Here is a 14883-nt window from a genome sequence, read left to right on the forward strand (position 1 = left end):
TCTCAGATGATGAATTGAGACGTCTTGATTTAGGGGTTGGGGCTTGCGGGGGGTGAGGTGAACCGCCAGAACGACCCCCTCCTCCACCAAAAAGCCCTTCCGGCCGAACCGAAAGGGCTTCTTTTCACTGGCAATGCCTGCCCCGCTTATTGCACCAGCCGGGTTTTGATGGCCGAATACTGCGGCGCCGTGGTGGAGCCGGTGAGGGCGGCCACCTTCACCCACACGCGGGTGCCGGAAGGGAAGGGACCGATTTCGCGCTCGCGCCCGCCCCCCACGGCCACCTCCCACTGCGATTCGGGCAGCGTGTTGTCGGTGGTGAAGCGGATGAGGTTTTGCACGGTGCCGGGGGGGCGGCTGAAGCGCAGCAGCAGGCAGCCGGGGGTGCCGCCATCCAACAGCTCGAACTCCATGAGGGCCGTGGCCGGCGCCAGCGACTGCGAGGCCCCCGTGCCCGTGGTGGCCGCCAGCGTGAGCCCCGCCGACAGCAGCGCCGGCTCGTTGGCGGGGTAGTCCAGGTTCAGGCGCTTGGCCAGGCGGTTGAGCTGCGCCGTCACGGCTTGCCGCAGTTGGTCGCGCTGGGCCGTTTGGGCCGGGCTGGGGTAGTCCACGGCCGCCACGGCGGTGTCGTAGGCCTCCAGGGCCAGGTCCAGGTCTTTGCTTAGCTTGTCGCCGTCGGCGATGAAGGCGCTGGCCGCCGTTTGGCGCACCACGCTGTGGCCGAAGGGCGATACGGCGTCGACCAGTAAGCTGCTGTAGTCTTCAATGAGTTTGGGTTTGCGCATGTTGAATGAGAAAATGGGAGTAGATGAATAGCCGAATGTAGTGGCGCCAAACGCGCTGGCAACCACTCCTTTTCCGGCCGTGGTGGCGCACTCCGCCGGCTCCGGCCGCCACCGTCCCAGGCTGGGACAGCGGTGGCGAAGCCACGGCCGCCGCTTAGGGCACTTTCTATCTTCCGCGGCCACTATCTGCACAGCAGCGGGGCGCGGCAGGCCGGCATCCTCCCATTTTGGTACAAGCAACGGGCTGGTTTACCTTGGTTGGAAAAGCCATAATCTTGTACATAAGCTGCTCGTTTTCATTACCGACCCGGCTGAAAATGAATCGGCCCATGCGGAATAGCTTCCCGCATGGGCCGATTCATTTCCGGCAAGTCCGGTTTTGCATTCGGCAACGGCCGGAAAGCAAAAAGCCGTGGCCGGATGCGTGGCCGCGCCTGCCGGATGGTTTTCCGGACATGCCGAATGGCTTTCCGCAAGTGCGGGAAATCATCCGGCATGTCCGGAAAACCATCCGGCAGGCGCGGCGGGAAACGGATTCTTCTTGCCGGGACGCGGTGCCGCCCATGCCTGTTGTGGGGAACCACCTGTGAAGAACGGCGCATGGAGTAGCGCGGACTCTGTAGTCCGCGTCCCGGAACGGCATTCAACCGGCGTTAACGGCGCAGGGACGCGGACTACAGAGTCCGCGCTACTCATGAACGGCGCACGGAGTAGCGCGGACTCTGTAGTCCGCGTCCCCGCGCCATTTGTTCCGTTCAACTATCCGCCGGGGACGCGGACTACAGAGTCCGCGCTACATCCGGCCGGCGCGGCGACGCGGACTACAGAGTCCGCGCTACGCTACCCGGCTTTGCGCGCCCGCCTGGCTTTGGCTGGCGCTGTCCGGCGGTTGGGGGCCGGCAGCAGGGGCTCGGCCAACTGCCGGTAGAGGCCAAACAGGTATTCAAGGCGGCTGAGCTCGGTGGGGAAAGCGGCCGGGCGGTAGCACAAGTCCACGGCCCTATCGAGGGCGGCGTGGGCCTGGGCCAGCGCGGGCGGCATGGTGAGCGGGTCGTAGAGCAGGGCCAGCGTGGCGTCCGGAAACTCGGCCCGGGCGGCCAGCACGCGGGCGGCGGCGGCTTCCACGGCGGCGGTTTGTTTCGGGCTGGGGCTGGGGGGAAAGGGGTAGTTGTTGTAGACTATATCTTTTGAATATTGATAGTCACTCTTTAGCCTTCCAGTTACATGCCGCATCCATGCCATATGCATTGTAGAAGTGAGGACGCCGAATAAATAGGGTGTGGCATCAGCAATAAGCCGTAGCTTATCACCGCACATGAACTCAGGTGTTAGAAAAGCAATAGGGATAAAGCGTCGCCGCTCTGATGATACTTGCGGCAGGGCCAGAAAAGGTTTTGTAGGGACAAACGACGTGTGAAATCGGGTCGGTGTTAATGCAAGTTTTTTGGTTGGAAGACTGTCACTGCTGTCCCGAAAGACTCTCACCGCTTCAATCAGCTTCTTAGCCTCTGGCAGTTTTGACAATTCAGTTGGCGAAGCATCGCCTAGCCATAGGCACCAACGCTCGGTGCCATTGATAAACTCTTCCCCGCCAAGCCATCTTTTAAAGTAGGGAGCCGCTTGAGGCTCTTTGCGTAAGAATTCTTCTTTTCGCTCAGGGGTAAATAAGTAATTGCCACCGTCGATAGGCTTATTGCCGGACACCATTGCCGGAACTGGACTCAGCGGACGGCTTCGGCTACCGACTAATACGTTTTCGCCATCCACCAAATAAGGATTGATGTTGGCCACCTTCAATTCCAAAGGCTCGCTACGCGGAGTGGCGTAGTCGAATAGTCGGGCGGGACGCTTTTCCGTTCCAAAGCCGACGATGACACAGAAAACCGCCGCCGTGCCCCGCGCTTCATTGTTCCATTTGAAGGTGCGGTGAGCGAACTGAATGTGCATGTGGTAGCGGTTCAGCATTTCGCCCCACAGGATGCTCACTTGCTCACCCTGAGTAATGGAATTGGTGCTCACAAACGCCGCCCGGATGGCCGTGCTCTCAATAAAGCGGGCGGCTTTGAGGTACCAGCCGGCCACGTAGTCGAGCACGCCGGCGCCGGGCAGCTTGGCACCGGCCACGCCCAGCAAATCCTGGCGCTGCTGAGCCGTCATAAGCTTGGACCCTACAAATGGTGGATTGCCGAGGACATAGTACTCCGTCGCGTGTCGCGTGTCGCGTGTCGCGTGTCGCGTGTCGCGTTTTTATTATCAGGCGTCGCGCTGTTGGTATCCTCTCCTATTACTGTATAACCGGGCAAGTTCAATACCTCAGCCCAATCTTGCAAGAGGGCATTACCAATAACAATGCGGGCGGTGCGGACCAGGGGCAGGCGTACGTAGCGGTTGCCGAAGGTGGCAGAAAGCTGGAGGTTGAGCTGGTGGTCGATGAGCCACATGGCCACTTCGGCAATGCGGGCGGCGAATTCTTCGAGCTCGATGCCGTGGGCCTGGTCTACCTGCACCAGGGCGTAGAGGCTAAGGTTCACGGTTTGGCCATTGGCGAGCTGGGGCGCCAGCAGGCGGGCCAGCACCTCGTGTTCGAGCAGGCGCAGTTCCCGGTAGGTCACCACCAGGAAGTTGCCGCAGCCGCAGCTCGGGTCCAGGAAATGGATGGTTTCGAGGCGGCGGTGCAGGGCGTCGAGCTTGGGACGGCTGCTGCCGGCCTGGGCCAGCTCCTGGCGCAACTCGTCGAGGAACAAGGGCTGAATGACCTTCAGAATGTTTTGCTCGGAGGTGTAGTGGGCGCCCAGGGTGCGGCGGCGGGCCGGGTCGGCAATGCTCTGGAACAAAGAGCCGAACACGGCCGGTGAAATCCGGCTCCAATCGAAGTACGTGGACCGGATGAGCTGCGCCCGAGTATCCTCGGTGAAGGCCGGGAACCGGAAATCTTCCCGAAAGAGGGCCCCGTTCACGTAGGGGAGGCTGGCCAGGTAGGCCGGCAAGGCCCGGGGGCGCTCGGCTTCGGGCTGGTCGAGGGTGTGGAAGAACTGGGCCAGCCGGGGGCCAAGGTCGGAGCCGTCGGGGGCGGTGTGGTTTTCGAGAAAGGCCCGGAACTCATCGGGCTCGAAGATGGCCGTGTCTTCGGCGAACAGGCAGAACAGCAGGCGCACGAGCAGGACTTCGAGGGCGTGGCCGTGGTAGCCGCCCGCGAGCAGGGCGTCGTGCAGGGCGGCCATGAGCTCGGCGGCTTCGGCGTTGGCGGGGTCGTCGGGGGCGGTGGCGTGGGTCTGGTAGCCGCTCAGGAAGCCGAAGAGGTGGAGGTGCTCGGGCAGCTCGGGCAGGCCGAACTGGGTTTCCTGGCCGGTGTCGAGGTCGTGGAGGCGGAAGCGGGCGAAGTCGGAAACCAGAACGTAGCGGGGCAGCTTGTAGTCGGGCAGGCCGGGGAAGTAGTCGCGGGCCTGCTGGGTGGCTTTGGCCAGGTCGCGCCCCAGGGTTTTCTGCTCCACAATTAGCTTGCCGGGGATGAACATGTCGATGAAGCCCTGGCCGCCGTCGGCCTTCTTCACGGGCACCTCAAACTGGGCCACCCGCCGCCGGTTCTGCCCAAACACGTCCAGAAAATCGCGCCAGAAGCTCTGCGACTCGGCCCGCTCGGAGGCAGTATCGGCATACTCAAGGGCAAACGCGGTGGCGCGGTGGCGCAGCTCAGCCAGGGACAGGGGCATAAAAACGAAGAGGTAGATGAAAAGCGGAAGGTAAGCGGCGGAACCGGCACTCCCCTCCTTTTCTAAGGAGGGGATGTTTGCGCGCCGCGCAAACCGGGGTGGTTGCCCTCGTTGAACGACACCCGAACCAAGCCCCCCTCCGTCCCGCTGAACATATCACCCGCCATCCTGAGCGCAACACCTGTCCCGCTGAACATATCGCCTGTCATCCTGAGCGCAGCGAAGGACCTTATCACGCTGGCGCTCCTTACTTTATGATTACTACAAGTTGTTCTTCGGCGATAAGGTCCTTCGCTGCGCTCAGGATGACAGGCGATATGTTCAGCGGGACAGGTGTTGCGCGTTAGCTGGCAGCTGTTGCGCGCCGCCCAACAACCAGTACAGCATCCATACAGGAGCGGGCAGAACCCTTCATCCCTCCCTATCTTTTCCCAAAATAGTACCACACCGGGCAGTCCGGCCGTAGCTTTACCGATGCCAAGCCAGCGCGTTGCCGGGCGAATAACGCACTGACTTGATGAAACACTTCTTCTCTACCACCGCAGGCAAGGCCGCGGCCGGGCTCTTATTGGCTGTACTGGTTCTGCTGGCCCCGCTGGGGGCCGGAGCGCAGGCCCTACGCGGCACCTTCGCGGGCGGCCGGTCCCACTCGCTGGCCATCCACGCCGACGGCAGCCTGTGGGCCACCGGCGACAACACCTATGGCCAGCTCGGCACGGGCACCACCACCAGCAGCACCGCCTGGGTGCAAGTGGGCACCGCCACCGACTGGGTGCAGGTAGCGGCGGGCACCAGCTTCAGTTTGGGGCTGCGAGCCGACGGCACGGCCTGGGCCTGGGGCTTCAATGGCTACGGCCAGCTCGGCGACAACTCCACCACCGACCGCCTGGTGCCCACGGCCGTGAGCGGGGGCGGCACCTACGCCCAGCTGGCGGCCGGCTACATCTTCAGCGTGGGCCTGCGCACCGACGGCACGGTGTACGCCTGGGGCCTAAACACCAACGGCCAGCTCGGCGACGGCACCACCACCGACCGGGCCGTGCCCACCCGCGAAGCCACCAACGGCACCACCTGGACCGCGCTGGCCCCCGGCCTCGCGTCCTCCTTCACGGCGGTGCGCACGGTGTCGGGCTACAACTTTGCCAGCACTGGCTACAACAGCAGCGGCCAGCTCGGCGACGGTACTACCGATGACGCCAACCGCTTCGACCGGGTGAGCCCGCTAAACTCCCTCCAGCCCCTGCCCGTGGAGCTGGTGGCCTTCGCGGCCGTCCGCACCGGCCCGGCGGCGGTGGCCCTGGCCTGGCACACGGCCTCGGAGCAGCACAACGCCGGCTTCACGGTGGAGAAATCGGCCGACGGCGTGGCCTTTGCCGCCCTGGGCTTCGTGGCCGGGGCCGGCAGCAGCGCCACGGCCCACGCCTACGCCTACCCGGACGCCAACGCCCGCGCCGCCGCCTACTACCGCCTGGCCCAGCGCGACCTGGACGGCACGGTGGCCTACTCGCCCGTGCAGTTCGTGCCCGCCGCCGATGGAGAGGGGGCCGCAGGCCTAGTGCTGGTGCTGGTGCCCAACCCCGCCCACGGCGGCGTGGTGCAAGTGCCGGGCCTGGCCGCCGGCACGCCCCTGGCCGTGTACGACGGACTGGGCCGCCTCGTGCGGCCGGCCGCCGCCACCCTCGACGTGGCCGGCCTGCCCGCCGGGGTGTACGTGGTGCGCGCCGGCACCCGCGCCGCCCACCTGGTGGTGGAGTAGGCCGCAGGGGGCCGGCTGCCCTTGCAGGCAGCGCCGCCTATGGCGTAGCTTTGGGATAGGCCAGCGACCGGGCGTTCGCGTCCCCGCCGGCCTTCACCGCCCTTTCCCCCTCCCGCCATGCAGCACCTCCACCGCACCCCGCTCGACCAGCTCTTTGTCATCGACATCGAAACCGTGCCCTGCGTGGACTGCCACGACAACCTCGACCAGATGCTGCGCCAGCTCTGGGAGCACAAGAGCGAGAGCCTGCGCCGCCAGCAGGGCTACACCGGCCGCCCCCAGGCCCCCGAGCCCCTGCCCGACCACCTCACCGCCGCCAGCCTGTTTGAGCAGGCCGGCATTTACGCGGAGTTTGGGAAGGTGGTGTGCATTTCGGTGGGCTATTTCGTGCACGACAAGCAGGAGGAAATTACCCGCTTCCGCGTGAAGAGCTTTGCCGGCCACGACGAGAAGCAGCTGCTGCGCGACTTCGGCAAGCTGCTGGGCCACAAGCCGCACTTTGCCCTCTGCGCCCACAACGGCAAGGAGTTCGACTTTCCCTACCTCGGCCGCCGCCTCCTCGTCAACGGCCTGCCCCTGCCCGCCCAACTCGACCTAGCCGGCAAAAAGCCCTGGGAAATCAACCACCACGACACCCTGGAACTCTGGAAGTTCGGCGACCACAAGTCCTACACCTCGCTCCACCTGCTGGCCACCATCTTCGGCATTCCCACGCCCAAAGACGACATCACGGGCGCCGACGTGGCGCGGGTGTACTGGGAGGAAAACGACCTGCCCCGCATTGCGGCCTATTGCCAGAAGGACATCATTACCACCGCCCGCCTCCTCCAGAAATTCCGGGGCGAAGAGCCTTTCCGCGACGAGCACGTGGTGTACGCCGACGCAACCCCAGCGCCCATGCTACGGGTCATGTGAGGAAACAACCCTTTTCAAGCACTTCACCACGTCCCTTTCATGCGCTTCTCTTTTCCTCTTCGCCGCGCCGCTGCCGCCCTGGCCGCGTCCCTGGCCCTGGCTGCCTGCCAGGATGTTCAGTGTCCGCTCAGCATGACCCCGCCGCCCGAGTTCTCGCTCGCTTTCAGCACCGACACCTTGCCCGACCCTGCGGCGGGTTTCCGGCGGGCCGAATGGCGCTCGGCTTACCTCGTGCGCTACGCCACCACCGATTTCCAGTCGCCCACCGACACCTTGCGCCAGCCCTGGGCCACTGTGGGCCAGCGCCCCGTGCTGGCCGTGTACGCCAGCGGCCAGCACCCGCCCCAGTTTGCGGTGCCCCAGAGCGGCCCCGCCGCGCAGCCCGGCAGCTACCGGCTGGTGGTGCCGGCCGCTGGTCGCCAGTACGACATCAACAACATCGTTCTGACGCAGGAATCCGGCAAAAGCCGGTGCGACGGCTACCGCATCACCCGCCGCGAGGCCACCGTCAACGGCCAGCTTCGCGACGGCCTGACCAGCCCGCCGCTGCTCACCAAATAGCGCACAAAAAAGGCTTCTGCACCACGCAGAAGCCTTTTTATTTAGCCGAAGCATCGCCCCCTAGCTTTCCAGCGTGGCCAGGTCAATGACAAAGCGGTACTTCACATCGCCTTTCAGCATGCGCTCGTAGGCGTTGTTGATGTCCTTGATGTTGATGAGCTCGATGTCGGACATGATGTTGTGCTCGGCGCAGAAGTCCAGCATTTCCTGCGTTTCGGCAATGCCGCCGATGAGCGAGCCCGCAATGCGCCGGCGCTTGCCGATGAGGTTGAAGGCGTGCACCTGGGGCGCTTCGGGCGGCACGCCCAGCAGTATCATGGTGCCGTCGCGGCGCAGCAGGTTCAGGTAGGCCGCCAGGTCGAGCGGGGCCGACACGGTGTTGATGATGAAGTCGAAGTAGTTGCTTGCCGACTTCAGCTGGGCTTTGTCTTTGGTCACCACGAACTTGTGGGCGCCCAGCTCTTTGGCGTCGGCTTCCTTGCTGGGCGAGGTGCTGAGGACGGTGACTTCGGCGCCCATGGCGGCGGCCAGCTTCACGGCCATGTGGCCCAGGCCGCCCAGGCCCATTACGCCCACGCGGTGGCCGGGCTGCACGTTCCACTGGCGCAGGGGCGAGTAGGTGGTGATGCCGGCGCAGAGCAGCGGCGCCACGCGGGCCAGGTCCAGCTTTTCGGACACCTTGAGGGTGTACTTTTCATCGACCACAATCTGCGAGGAGTAGCCGCCGTAGGTGGGCGCGCCGGTGCCGATTTCGCGGCCGTTGTAGGTGCCCACCATGCCGGTGGTTTCGCAGTACTGCTCCAGGCCTTCCTGGCAGCTGGGGCAGGTGCGGCAGGAATCGACCATACAGCCCACGCCGGCCAGGTCGCCCACTTTGAAGTTCCTGACTTGGTCGCCCACCTGCGTGATGCGGCCCACGATTTCGTGGCCCGGCACCATGGGAAAAATCGAGCCGCCCCACTCGTCACGCACCTGGTGCAGGTCGGAGTGGCACACGCCACAGAACTGAATGTCGATGAGAACGTCGTGCGGGCCGACGTCGCGGCGCTCGAAGTTGAAAGGTTCTAACGGGATGTTGGCGGCGGGGGCCGCGTAAGCTTTGGTGGGGAGCATAAAGTGGAATCTGAGTAAAAGAACAGGGCCCGGGGGCCAGGGGCTAAACTCCTTGTGCGGGCGAAGGTTGGGGCGACGGGCTAAAATCCGGGTTACGTCCAGCCGTACCGTCGAGCCGGGGCCCCGTCCGCCGGCTAGCCCTTCAGCTCCGTGGGGCTCACGCCGAACTTCTTTTTGAACGCCGTGCTGAAGTGCTGCACCGACGAATAGCCCAACTCAAACGCCAGCTCGCTGGCTGTTTTTTGGCGGTCCTGCAGCTGGGCCCGGGCGTCGGCCAGCCGGTAGTCGCTGAGGTAGCCGAACACGGTTTGGCCGAACAGCTCTTTGAAGCCCTTTTTCAGCTTAAACTCGTTGAGGCCGGCCACGCGGGCCAGCTCGGGCAGGCTGGGCGGCAGGGCCAGGTGCTGCACGAGGTAGTCGCGGGCAAAGAGCAGGCGCTCCTGGTCGTAGTCGGTGCGGGCGTAGCGGCGCGGGGCCTGCGCCTGCTCGAAGGCATCGGCCTGCAACACGAGTATTTCCAGGGCTTTGGAGTAGAGAAACAGTTTTTTCAGCGGCCCCGCAAAGCGGCAGTCCAGCACTTCCCGGATGGCCGTGTGCAAGGCCAGGTTCAGGTGCAGGCCCTGCTCGCTCAGCACCAGCTGCTGGCCCGCCAGCACGGCGGCGCAGAAGCGCCGCAGCGGCTCGTTGGCCTGCTGGGCCAGGGCCAGGAAGGCGGGCTTGGTGAACTGCAGGATGAAGGTTTCGGCTTCCAGCTCCTCGTTGCGGATGGTGCCCTCGAAGCCGTGGGCGTAGGACAAGTTGTGCTGGTAGCTGGCCAGGTGGAGCACGGTGCCGGCCCGGCGGTTTTCGATGATGGTGCGGCCGCGCAGGTTGAAATGCAGGTGCACCACGTCGAGGTCGGTTTGCCAATCGGCCGTGAAGGCTTCCCGGTAGTGCCAGCGGGCATAGGCCAGCCGAATGCCGTCGAAATACCAGTGCGCCTGGTAACCTTTGCCAATTGGCAGCTCGATTTCGCGGGCGTGCTCCACCAGCTCCGTGGCATCAAAGTCGCTGGCCACGTAGTCGTTGCGATGAATGAGCAGGTGGCTGCTGCCGTGGCGTACTTCGAGGGGCATGGCCGGAGAGTAAGGTGACGCAAGTTATTTCATCAGGCGCAGCAGCAGCTTGGTGAACGGGCCGGGCGGCGCAATGCGGGTATTCTGAAAGGCGGCAAACTGCCAGCGCCCGTTGCCGAGTACGGCCACCATGGTCTGGACGGACTCGCGGCCAACGGGCGCCTGCTTCTGCCAGCGCATCTGCACGGCTCCGGTGCTGTGCAGCAGCGCCACGGCGGGAGCCAATAGCCGGAAATCGGTGACGCGGCCCCGCACCAGCCGGGAGCCGCGCAGCACGCCCTGAAACAGCTCCTGGTGGGCTTGCGCAATGGCTCCCCGGCCGGTCAGATGAGTCCCATCGAACACGACATAGTCAGCGTCGTCAGTAAAGTTGGCGGCGAATTCTTCGCCGTTGCCGGCTTGCCAGGCGGCCGCCATTTGGTCGAGTAGGGACTGGATTTGCTCGCGGGCAACGGACACGGGCTCAGGCATGGCGGAGAAGCTTAGGTGACGGAGCAAAGGTCTGCGGGGCAGCCCCGGTGGTCGTTACAGAAAACGGCCTTTCGCTTACACCTGCCGGAGTTTTTGCGGCTCCGAGGCAGCCAGCTCCTGATTCTGCACCTCTGGCTCCGGCAGGTGTAACGCGCTGGCTAGGTCAGGCTCGGAAGTTTGCAACGGCATCGGCCCCCTTAATGGCCGCGCCGCGCTCATGCCCGAAGTTGAAGTTTTCCGCACCGACGTTACCTGCCCCCGCGCGGCGGCTGCGCTGCTGCGCGGCCTGCGGGCGTGCTTCCCCACCTGGCGCATCACCTTCGACCTGGACGACTGCGACCGAATTCTGCGCGTGGAAAGCCCCAAAGGCGCACCCGATGCCCGCGCCGTGGCGGCTGTCTTGCATTCCCGCGGCTACGCCTGCGCGCCCCTCCCCGACTGACCTCATTTTCTCCATGTTTTCCTTCAAACAACTCCGCCAGCTCATGCAAGTCCAAGGCAACGGCACCCTTGCGGTGCGCACCCAACCCGTCAGCTCCTTCACCCGCCTGCACCTGAGCGTGCACGGCACCGTCGAACTGCGCCAAAGCACCGAGGAAAAAGTCGTCATCGAAACCGACGACAACCTGCTGGAGCACGTCGGCGTCGTCAACGCCGGCCGCACCCTCTACGTCACCACTGAGGACAAGCTGCGGCGCCCGGCGTACTCGCAGCTGCACGTGGTGGTGCACGTGCGTCAGCTGCAGCATCTCGACATTGCCAGCGAAGGCCACGTCATCTGCCCGGAGCCGCTGCTGGCCGTCGAGCCGCTGGAAATCAAAATTCAGTCCCTCGGCAACACCCAGCTCCGGCTGCGGGCCGATGCGCTCAGCCTGCACTGCGCCTGCCAGGGCCACGTGCAGCTAGCGGGCACGGCCGGCACGGTCAAAATCACGAATATGTCGGAAGGCGACCTGGACTGCGGCGAACTAGTGGCTCAGCACCTCAAGCTTCGCAACCTGGGGGCCGGCAACATTCAGCTGCGCGCCGAGCAAACCATTGCCATTCAGCACTTCGGCGCGGGCTCGGTGCACTACGCGGGCGCTGGCCGCTTGCTCGACGTGCGGCACTACGGGGACGGCGAAATCAAGCACATGGGCTAAAGCCCAGGCCCCGTTTATTTCTGTTCGGCTGCGGCGGCCGGCGCCGCAGCCGAAGCGCCCGTTGCCAGCGCCGCCGTCACCATTTCCTTCATCCTTCGCAACGACTCGCGGGCAAACTTGCGCTGGAGCCTGCGCCCGAACAGCTTGAAGCCCACCCAGTAGAACGGGTTGCGGATGCGCCCGGGCTGCGACACGGCGTGGATGCGAAACTGCACCGCCCCGGTAGCCAGGTTTTTGTGGATGGTGAAGTCAATCTGGCCGCGCTCGAAATGGCCTTCGAGGGTGCGGTAGCCGTAGCCCCACACCCGCTCGGGGCTCGTGGGCGTTTCGCGGGCGGCCTCGTCGGTCACGCCGCTCACCCGCACGCCGAAGTAGAATTTAAAGAACAAAAACTGGGCCCGCAGCAGCATGATGCGGTTCTCGAGCGGGCCGTCGGGCTTGAAAATGCCGGTGATGAGGTCGGGCGGCGGGAAGGCGTAGCGGCGCAGCACGTCCTGCGCCGCCGCAAAGGAACCGTGGGCTTCGGGCGGGCCGGGGGCTTCGGCGGGCAAGTCAGCCGCGTAGTCATCGAGGCGCCAGCCGGTTTCGGTGGTGTATTCGCTCTGGCGCGAAAAGTCGTAGTTGACTTTGGCGTCGGTGTAGGCTTCGAGGCGGGCGCGGTACTGCTCCCACGGCGCCGGGCCGCTGGCAGCCGGCTTAGGAATGGCGCTCGTGCTCATTGGGGCCGGAGTTCTCAGTGTGAGTTAGGGTTTCGACTACGACATCGCCCAGGGCCTGGCCACCGCTGGCGGCCGCCACGCGCCGGCAAAACTCTTTCCAGGTTTCTTCCTGCACGCGCTTGCCCACGCCGATGGTGTTGTAGGCGAAGGCCACGAGGCCGTCGCGGGAGCGGGCGCGGGAACGGATTTCAAACCGCAACACGTCCGGGCGCTCGTCGAGGTAATGCGTTTCGAAGCGGATGCGGCCGGCCTCGGGGTGGCCTTCGAGGGTGATGAACTCGAAGTGCGTGGCGCTGACTTCGGTCACGCGCACGCAACCGTTCCAGGGGCCCAGGATGCTGATTTCGAACTCCGTGCCTACCTGTAGTCCATCTGCAGCCCCGTCTTTCCTCTTGAAATCGGCCAGCGCTTCGGGCGCAAACCGCGGCACATCGGCCTGCACCTGGGCCATGAGCTGCGCCGGGGCCAGGCGTGGCCGGGCCACGTCGAGGTAGTAGCGCCGTTCGAGCCAGGGGCCCGAACCAGTGGCGGCCGGCTGTTCGGAGTGTTCCACTTGGGAATTATGAATTAGAAATTATGAATTCTGAATTGGGCACGGGCCGTGCCGCTTACGTATACGCCCCCTGTGCATTTCAGGGCATGACCGGGCTACGTTCCGAACTCAGAATTCATAATTTCTAATTCATAATTAATAGCGCATGGCCTACTACCGCCCCCCCGGCCCCCCACCCGACCCCGTCCTCGTGCAAAGCCTCACGCAGCAGCAACAGGAAATGCGCCAGCGCGTGCGCGCCGAGCCCCTGGCGCAGGAACTGCGCCTTATCGCGGGCTGCGATTCCTCTTTCCCCACCCCCGACACCATCCTGTCGGTGTTCGTGGTGCTGAAATTTCCGTCGTTGGAACTGGTGGAAAAAGTGTACAACTACGGCCCCGTCGACATGCCCTACGTGCCGGGCTTTCTGTCTTTCCGCGAGGCGCCAAACGTCATTCACGCCTTCGCCAAGCTCGAAAACAAGCCCGATGTCATCATGGTCGACGGCCACGGCATTGCGCACCCGCGCCGCATGGGCATTGCCGCGCACCTCGGCGTGCTGCTCGACATGCCCACCTTCGGCGTGGCCAAGCAGAAGCTGACCGGCACGTTCCAGGAACCTGGCATCGAGCGCGGCAACATCACGCCCCTCGTCGACCCCAAAACCGGCGAATTGATTGGCGAAGTCATCCGCAGCAAAGACAAGGTGCTGCCGCTGTTCGTGAGCCCCGGCCACCGCTGCGACCAGGCCACGGCCACGCGCCTCACGCTGGCCTGCCTGCGCGGCTACAAGCTGCCCGAGCCCACCCGCTTGGCCGACCACTGGGCCGAGCAGTTCAAGAAGGAGGTATAAAATTCTATTTGAGCCAGCCCAGCTAACGCTTCACTAGTAACTATTGTATAAAATAATTATTATTTTTTCTCGTTATGATACATATCATTTAAAAATCATTACATTTAGCGAATTAATTTTAATTTTTTTGCTAAATCCGCATGAAAAAACTTATTACGCTTATCACATTAGTTTTCGCAACTGATTCCAGTGGTTGGGCACAACAACTGTTTACCAGCGGGAGCATCACCACCACAGCTACGAGCAAAAACGGAGTAGCCGCTCCCGCTGGCACACAGTGGAGCGAAGCACAAAATGATACTGGCAACACGCTGGTTTCGAACGGTGCCTCTGGTTTTAATGCCAGCATCAACCAAAACACAGGTCTTGAGCAGGAACTGGCCGATGATTTTGTCGTACCGGCCGGTCAGAGATGGACCGTGAGCAGCTTCAGCTTTTTTGGCTACCAGACCGGGGCGACGGCCACGCCTTCGCCCTTCAGCAAATTGACCATCCGGGTGTGGAGTGGCCAGCCCGGTACCGCCGGGACCACGGTTGTCTTCGGCAATACAACCACCAACCGCTTGGGCACCTCGACTGACGCGCTGACTTACCGCATCTTCAACAGCCTCGTCCCAACGACCACCCCGCCCGGCACCACTCGCAAGGTATGGGAAGTACAGGCTACGGTGGCCCCCGGCCTGGTGCTACAGCCGGGAACTTATTGGGTGAGTTGGACTTCGGACGTGCCCAGCGGGGCTGCTCACTTCTTTGTACCGGTGACCACCGCAGGCGCCCGCACCCAGCCCAGCGCCAATGCGCTACAGGGCACCAACGACGGCATCACCACCACTTGGACTCCCCTCTCGGACCCCGGCGCTGGCACCGGAGCCACCCCCGTAGCTGTAGCTATGGCGTTCAGGGTATTTGGCACCAGTACCCTGCTGGCCACGCGCGTGGGCCAGCCCGGCCCCGATGGCTTGAGCATTCAGGCCAGCCCGGTACCAGCCACCGACGCCGTGCAAATCACCCTGGCCAACCAAAAAGGCCCGGCCCACCTGCTGCTCACCGACCTCAACGGCCGCTTGGTATGGACCAGCCAACTCCCGGCGGGCGTCCAAACGGCCACGGTGCCCTTCACCACCGTGGCGCCGGGTGTGTATCTGCTGGAAGCCCGCACGGCCACGGGTAGTGTGCGGACCCGCCTTGTAAAAGAATAACCCGTCTTACTT

The 14883-nt window shown here is 64.0% G+C and carries 15 protein-coding genes and 1 pseudogene; 7 read left to right on the top strand and 9 right to left on the bottom strand.

Going from position 1 to position 14883, the window contains the following annotated elements; all coding sequences use genetic code 11:
- Positions 1-146: 146 nt before the first annotated feature.
- The 4 genes and pseudogenes from I2H31_RS18855 to I2H31_RS18865 all read right to left on the bottom strand — a co-directional run bounded on the left by I2H31_RS18855 (position 147) and on the right by I2H31_RS18865 (position 4495).
- Complete coding sequence (locus I2H31_RS18855; RefSeq protein WP_196294613.1) at positions 147-785, bottom strand: hypothetical protein; 639 nt, start codon at positions 783-785, stop codon at positions 147-149.
- An 840-nt stretch (positions 786-1625) separates the two neighbouring features.
- Positions 1626-2576, bottom strand: a complete 951-nt coding sequence (locus tag I2H31_RS18860) for a type IIL restriction-modification enzyme MmeI (RefSeq protein ID WP_449555672.1) — start codon at positions 2574-2576, stop codon at positions 1626-1628.
- Positions 2577-2672: 96 nt separating this feature from the next.
- A pseudogene (locus I2H31_RS25835) lies at positions 2673-2945 on the bottom strand (DNA methyltransferase); the annotation flags it as partial.
- Between the two features lie 8 nt (positions 2946-2953).
- Positions 2954-4495 carry a class I SAM-dependent DNA methyltransferase gene (locus I2H31_RS18865; RefSeq protein WP_196294615.1) on the bottom strand — a complete coding sequence of 514 codons (1542 nt, stop codon included), beginning with the start codon at positions 4493-4495 and terminating at the stop codon, positions 2954-2956.
- Between the two features lie 517 nt (positions 4496-5012).
- Here I2H31_RS18865 and I2H31_RS18870 point away from each other — a divergent pair.
- The 3 genes from I2H31_RS18870 to I2H31_RS18880 all read left to right on the top strand — a co-directional run bounded on the left by I2H31_RS18870 (position 5013) and on the right by I2H31_RS18880 (position 7727).
- Positions 5013-6251: a T9SS type A sorting domain-containing protein gene (locus tag I2H31_RS18870; RefSeq protein WP_196294616.1), complete on the top strand. Its 1239-nt coding sequence runs from the start codon at positions 5013-5015 to the stop codon at positions 6249-6251.
- 117 nt (positions 6252-6368) lie between these two features.
- Positions 6369-7166, top strand: coding sequence for a 3'-5' exonuclease (locus tag I2H31_RS18875; RefSeq protein ID WP_196294617.1), 798 nt, complete (start codon positions 6369-6371; stop codon positions 7164-7166).
- Between the two features lie 39 nt (positions 7167-7205).
- Positions 7206-7727: a hypothetical protein gene (locus tag I2H31_RS18880; protein ID WP_196294618.1), complete on the top strand. Its 522-nt coding sequence runs from the start codon at positions 7206-7208 to the stop codon at positions 7725-7727.
- Positions 7728-7787: 60 nt separating this feature from the next.
- Here I2H31_RS18880 and I2H31_RS18885 read toward each other — a convergent pair whose 3' ends face one another.
- The 3 genes from I2H31_RS18885 to I2H31_RS18895 form a co-directional block, all read right to left on the bottom strand.
- Positions 7788-8840 carry an NAD(P)-dependent alcohol dehydrogenase gene (locus I2H31_RS18885; RefSeq protein WP_196294619.1) on the bottom strand — a complete coding sequence of 351 codons (1053 nt, stop codon included), beginning with the start codon at positions 8838-8840 and terminating at the stop codon, positions 7788-7790.
- A 134-nt stretch (positions 8841-8974) separates the two neighbouring features.
- Positions 8975-9955, bottom strand: coding sequence for a helix-turn-helix transcriptional regulator (locus tag I2H31_RS18890; protein WP_196294620.1), 981 nt, complete (start codon positions 9953-9955; stop codon positions 8975-8977).
- A 24-nt stretch (positions 9956-9979) separates the two neighbouring features.
- Complete coding sequence (locus I2H31_RS18895) at positions 9980-10426, bottom strand: SgcJ/EcaC family oxidoreductase (protein ID WP_196294621.1); 447 nt, start codon at positions 10424-10426, stop codon at positions 9980-9982.
- 217 nt (positions 10427-10643) lie between these two features.
- On the opposite strand from I2H31_RS18895, the gene I2H31_RS18900 reads away from it, so the two are divergent.
- Both I2H31_RS18900 and I2H31_RS18905 read left to right on the top strand, forming a co-directional pair.
- Complete coding sequence (locus I2H31_RS18900; RefSeq protein ID WP_196294622.1) at positions 10644-10868, top strand: hypothetical protein; 225 nt, start codon at positions 10644-10646, stop codon at positions 10866-10868.
- A gap of 13 nt (positions 10869-10881) precedes the next feature.
- Positions 10882-11568: a head GIN domain-containing protein gene (locus tag I2H31_RS18905; protein WP_196294623.1), complete on the top strand. Its 687-nt coding sequence runs from the start codon at positions 10882-10884 to the stop codon at positions 11566-11568.
- Positions 11569-11582: 14 nt separating this feature from the next.
- Here I2H31_RS18905 and I2H31_RS18910 read toward each other — a convergent pair whose 3' ends face one another.
- Positions 11583-12287: a DUF1990 domain-containing protein gene (locus I2H31_RS18910; protein ID WP_196294624.1), complete on the bottom strand. Its 705-nt coding sequence runs from the start codon at positions 12285-12287 to the stop codon at positions 11583-11585.
- Positions 12265-12840 (bottom strand): DUF1990 family protein, encoded by a 576-nt coding sequence (locus I2H31_RS18915; protein ID WP_317192241.1) that lies wholly within the window; start codon positions 12838-12840, stop codon positions 12265-12267. The genes I2H31_RS18910 and I2H31_RS18915 overlap by 23 nt, the downstream gene beginning before the upstream one ends.
- Positions 12841-12985: 145 nt before the next feature.
- Here I2H31_RS18915 and nfi point away from each other — a divergent pair, with 145 nt between their 5' ends.
- Together nfi and I2H31_RS18925 are read left to right on the top strand one after the other, a co-directional pair.
- Entirely contained in the window at positions 12986-13672 is a 687-nt protein-coding gene (gene nfi, locus I2H31_RS18920; RefSeq protein WP_196294625.1) for a deoxyribonuclease V, read from the top strand.
- 140 nt (positions 13673-13812) lie between these two features.
- A complete protein-coding gene (locus I2H31_RS18925; RefSeq protein WP_196294626.1) occupies positions 13813-14871 on the top strand; it encodes a T9SS type A sorting domain-containing protein in 1059 nt (352 codons plus the stop codon).
- Positions 14872-14883: the final 12 nt, after the last annotated feature.

The sequence above is a fragment of the Hymenobacter ruricola genome (genome assembly GCF_015694525.1).
Taxonomy (GTDB): Bacteria; Bacteroidota; Bacteroidia; order Cytophagales; family Hymenobacteraceae; genus Hymenobacter; species Hymenobacter ruricola.

What these genes read in the sequence shown, in the direction of transcription:
- I2H31_RS18855 (WP_196294613.1), bottom strand. Translation starts at nt 785, where the DNA reads ATGCGCAAACCCAAACTCATTGAAGACTACAGCAGCTTACTGGTCGAC.
- I2H31_RS18865 (WP_196294615.1), bottom strand. Translation starts at nt 4,495, where the DNA reads ATGCCCCTGTCCCTGGCTGAGCTGCGCCACCGCGCCACCGCGTTTGCC.
- I2H31_RS18870 (WP_196294616.1), top strand. Translation starts at nt 5,013, where the DNA reads ATGAAACACTTCTTCTCTACCACCGCAGGCAAGGCCGCGGCCGGGCTC.
- I2H31_RS18875 (WP_196294617.1), top strand. Translation starts at nt 6,369, where the DNA reads ATGCAGCACCTCCACCGCACCCCGCTCGACCAGCTCTTTGTCATCGAC.
- I2H31_RS18880 (WP_196294618.1), top strand. Translation starts at nt 7,206, where the DNA reads ATGCGCTTCTCTTTTCCTCTTCGCCGCGCCGCTGCCGCCCTGGCCGCG.
- I2H31_RS18885 (WP_196294619.1), bottom strand. Translation starts at nt 8,840, where the DNA reads ATGCTCCCCACCAAAGCTTACGCGGCCCCCGCCGCCAACATCCCGTTA.
- I2H31_RS18890 (WP_196294620.1), bottom strand. Translation starts at nt 9,955, where the DNA reads ATGCCCCTCGAAGTACGCCACGGCAGCAGCCACCTGCTCATTCATCGC.
- I2H31_RS18895 (WP_196294621.1), bottom strand. Translation starts at nt 10,426, where the DNA reads ATGCCTGAGCCCGTGTCCGTTGCCCGCGAGCAAATCCAGTCCCTACTC.
- I2H31_RS18900 (WP_196294622.1), top strand. Translation starts at nt 10,644, where the DNA reads ATGCCCGAAGTTGAAGTTTTCCGCACCGACGTTACCTGCCCCCGCGCG.
- I2H31_RS18905 (WP_196294623.1), top strand. Translation starts at nt 10,882, where the DNA reads ATGTTTTCCTTCAAACAACTCCGCCAGCTCATGCAAGTCCAAGGCAAC.
- I2H31_RS18910 (WP_196294624.1), bottom strand. Translation starts at nt 12,287, where the DNA reads ATGAGCACGAGCGCCATTCCTAAGCCGGCTGCCAGCGGCCCGGCGCCG.
- nfi (WP_196294625.1), top strand. Translation starts at nt 12,986, where the DNA reads ATGGCCTACTACCGCCCCCCCGGCCCCCCACCCGACCCCGTCCTCGTG.
- I2H31_RS18925 (WP_196294626.1), top strand. Translation starts at nt 13,813, where the DNA reads ATGAAAAAACTTATTACGCTTATCACATTAGTTTTCGCAACTGATTCC.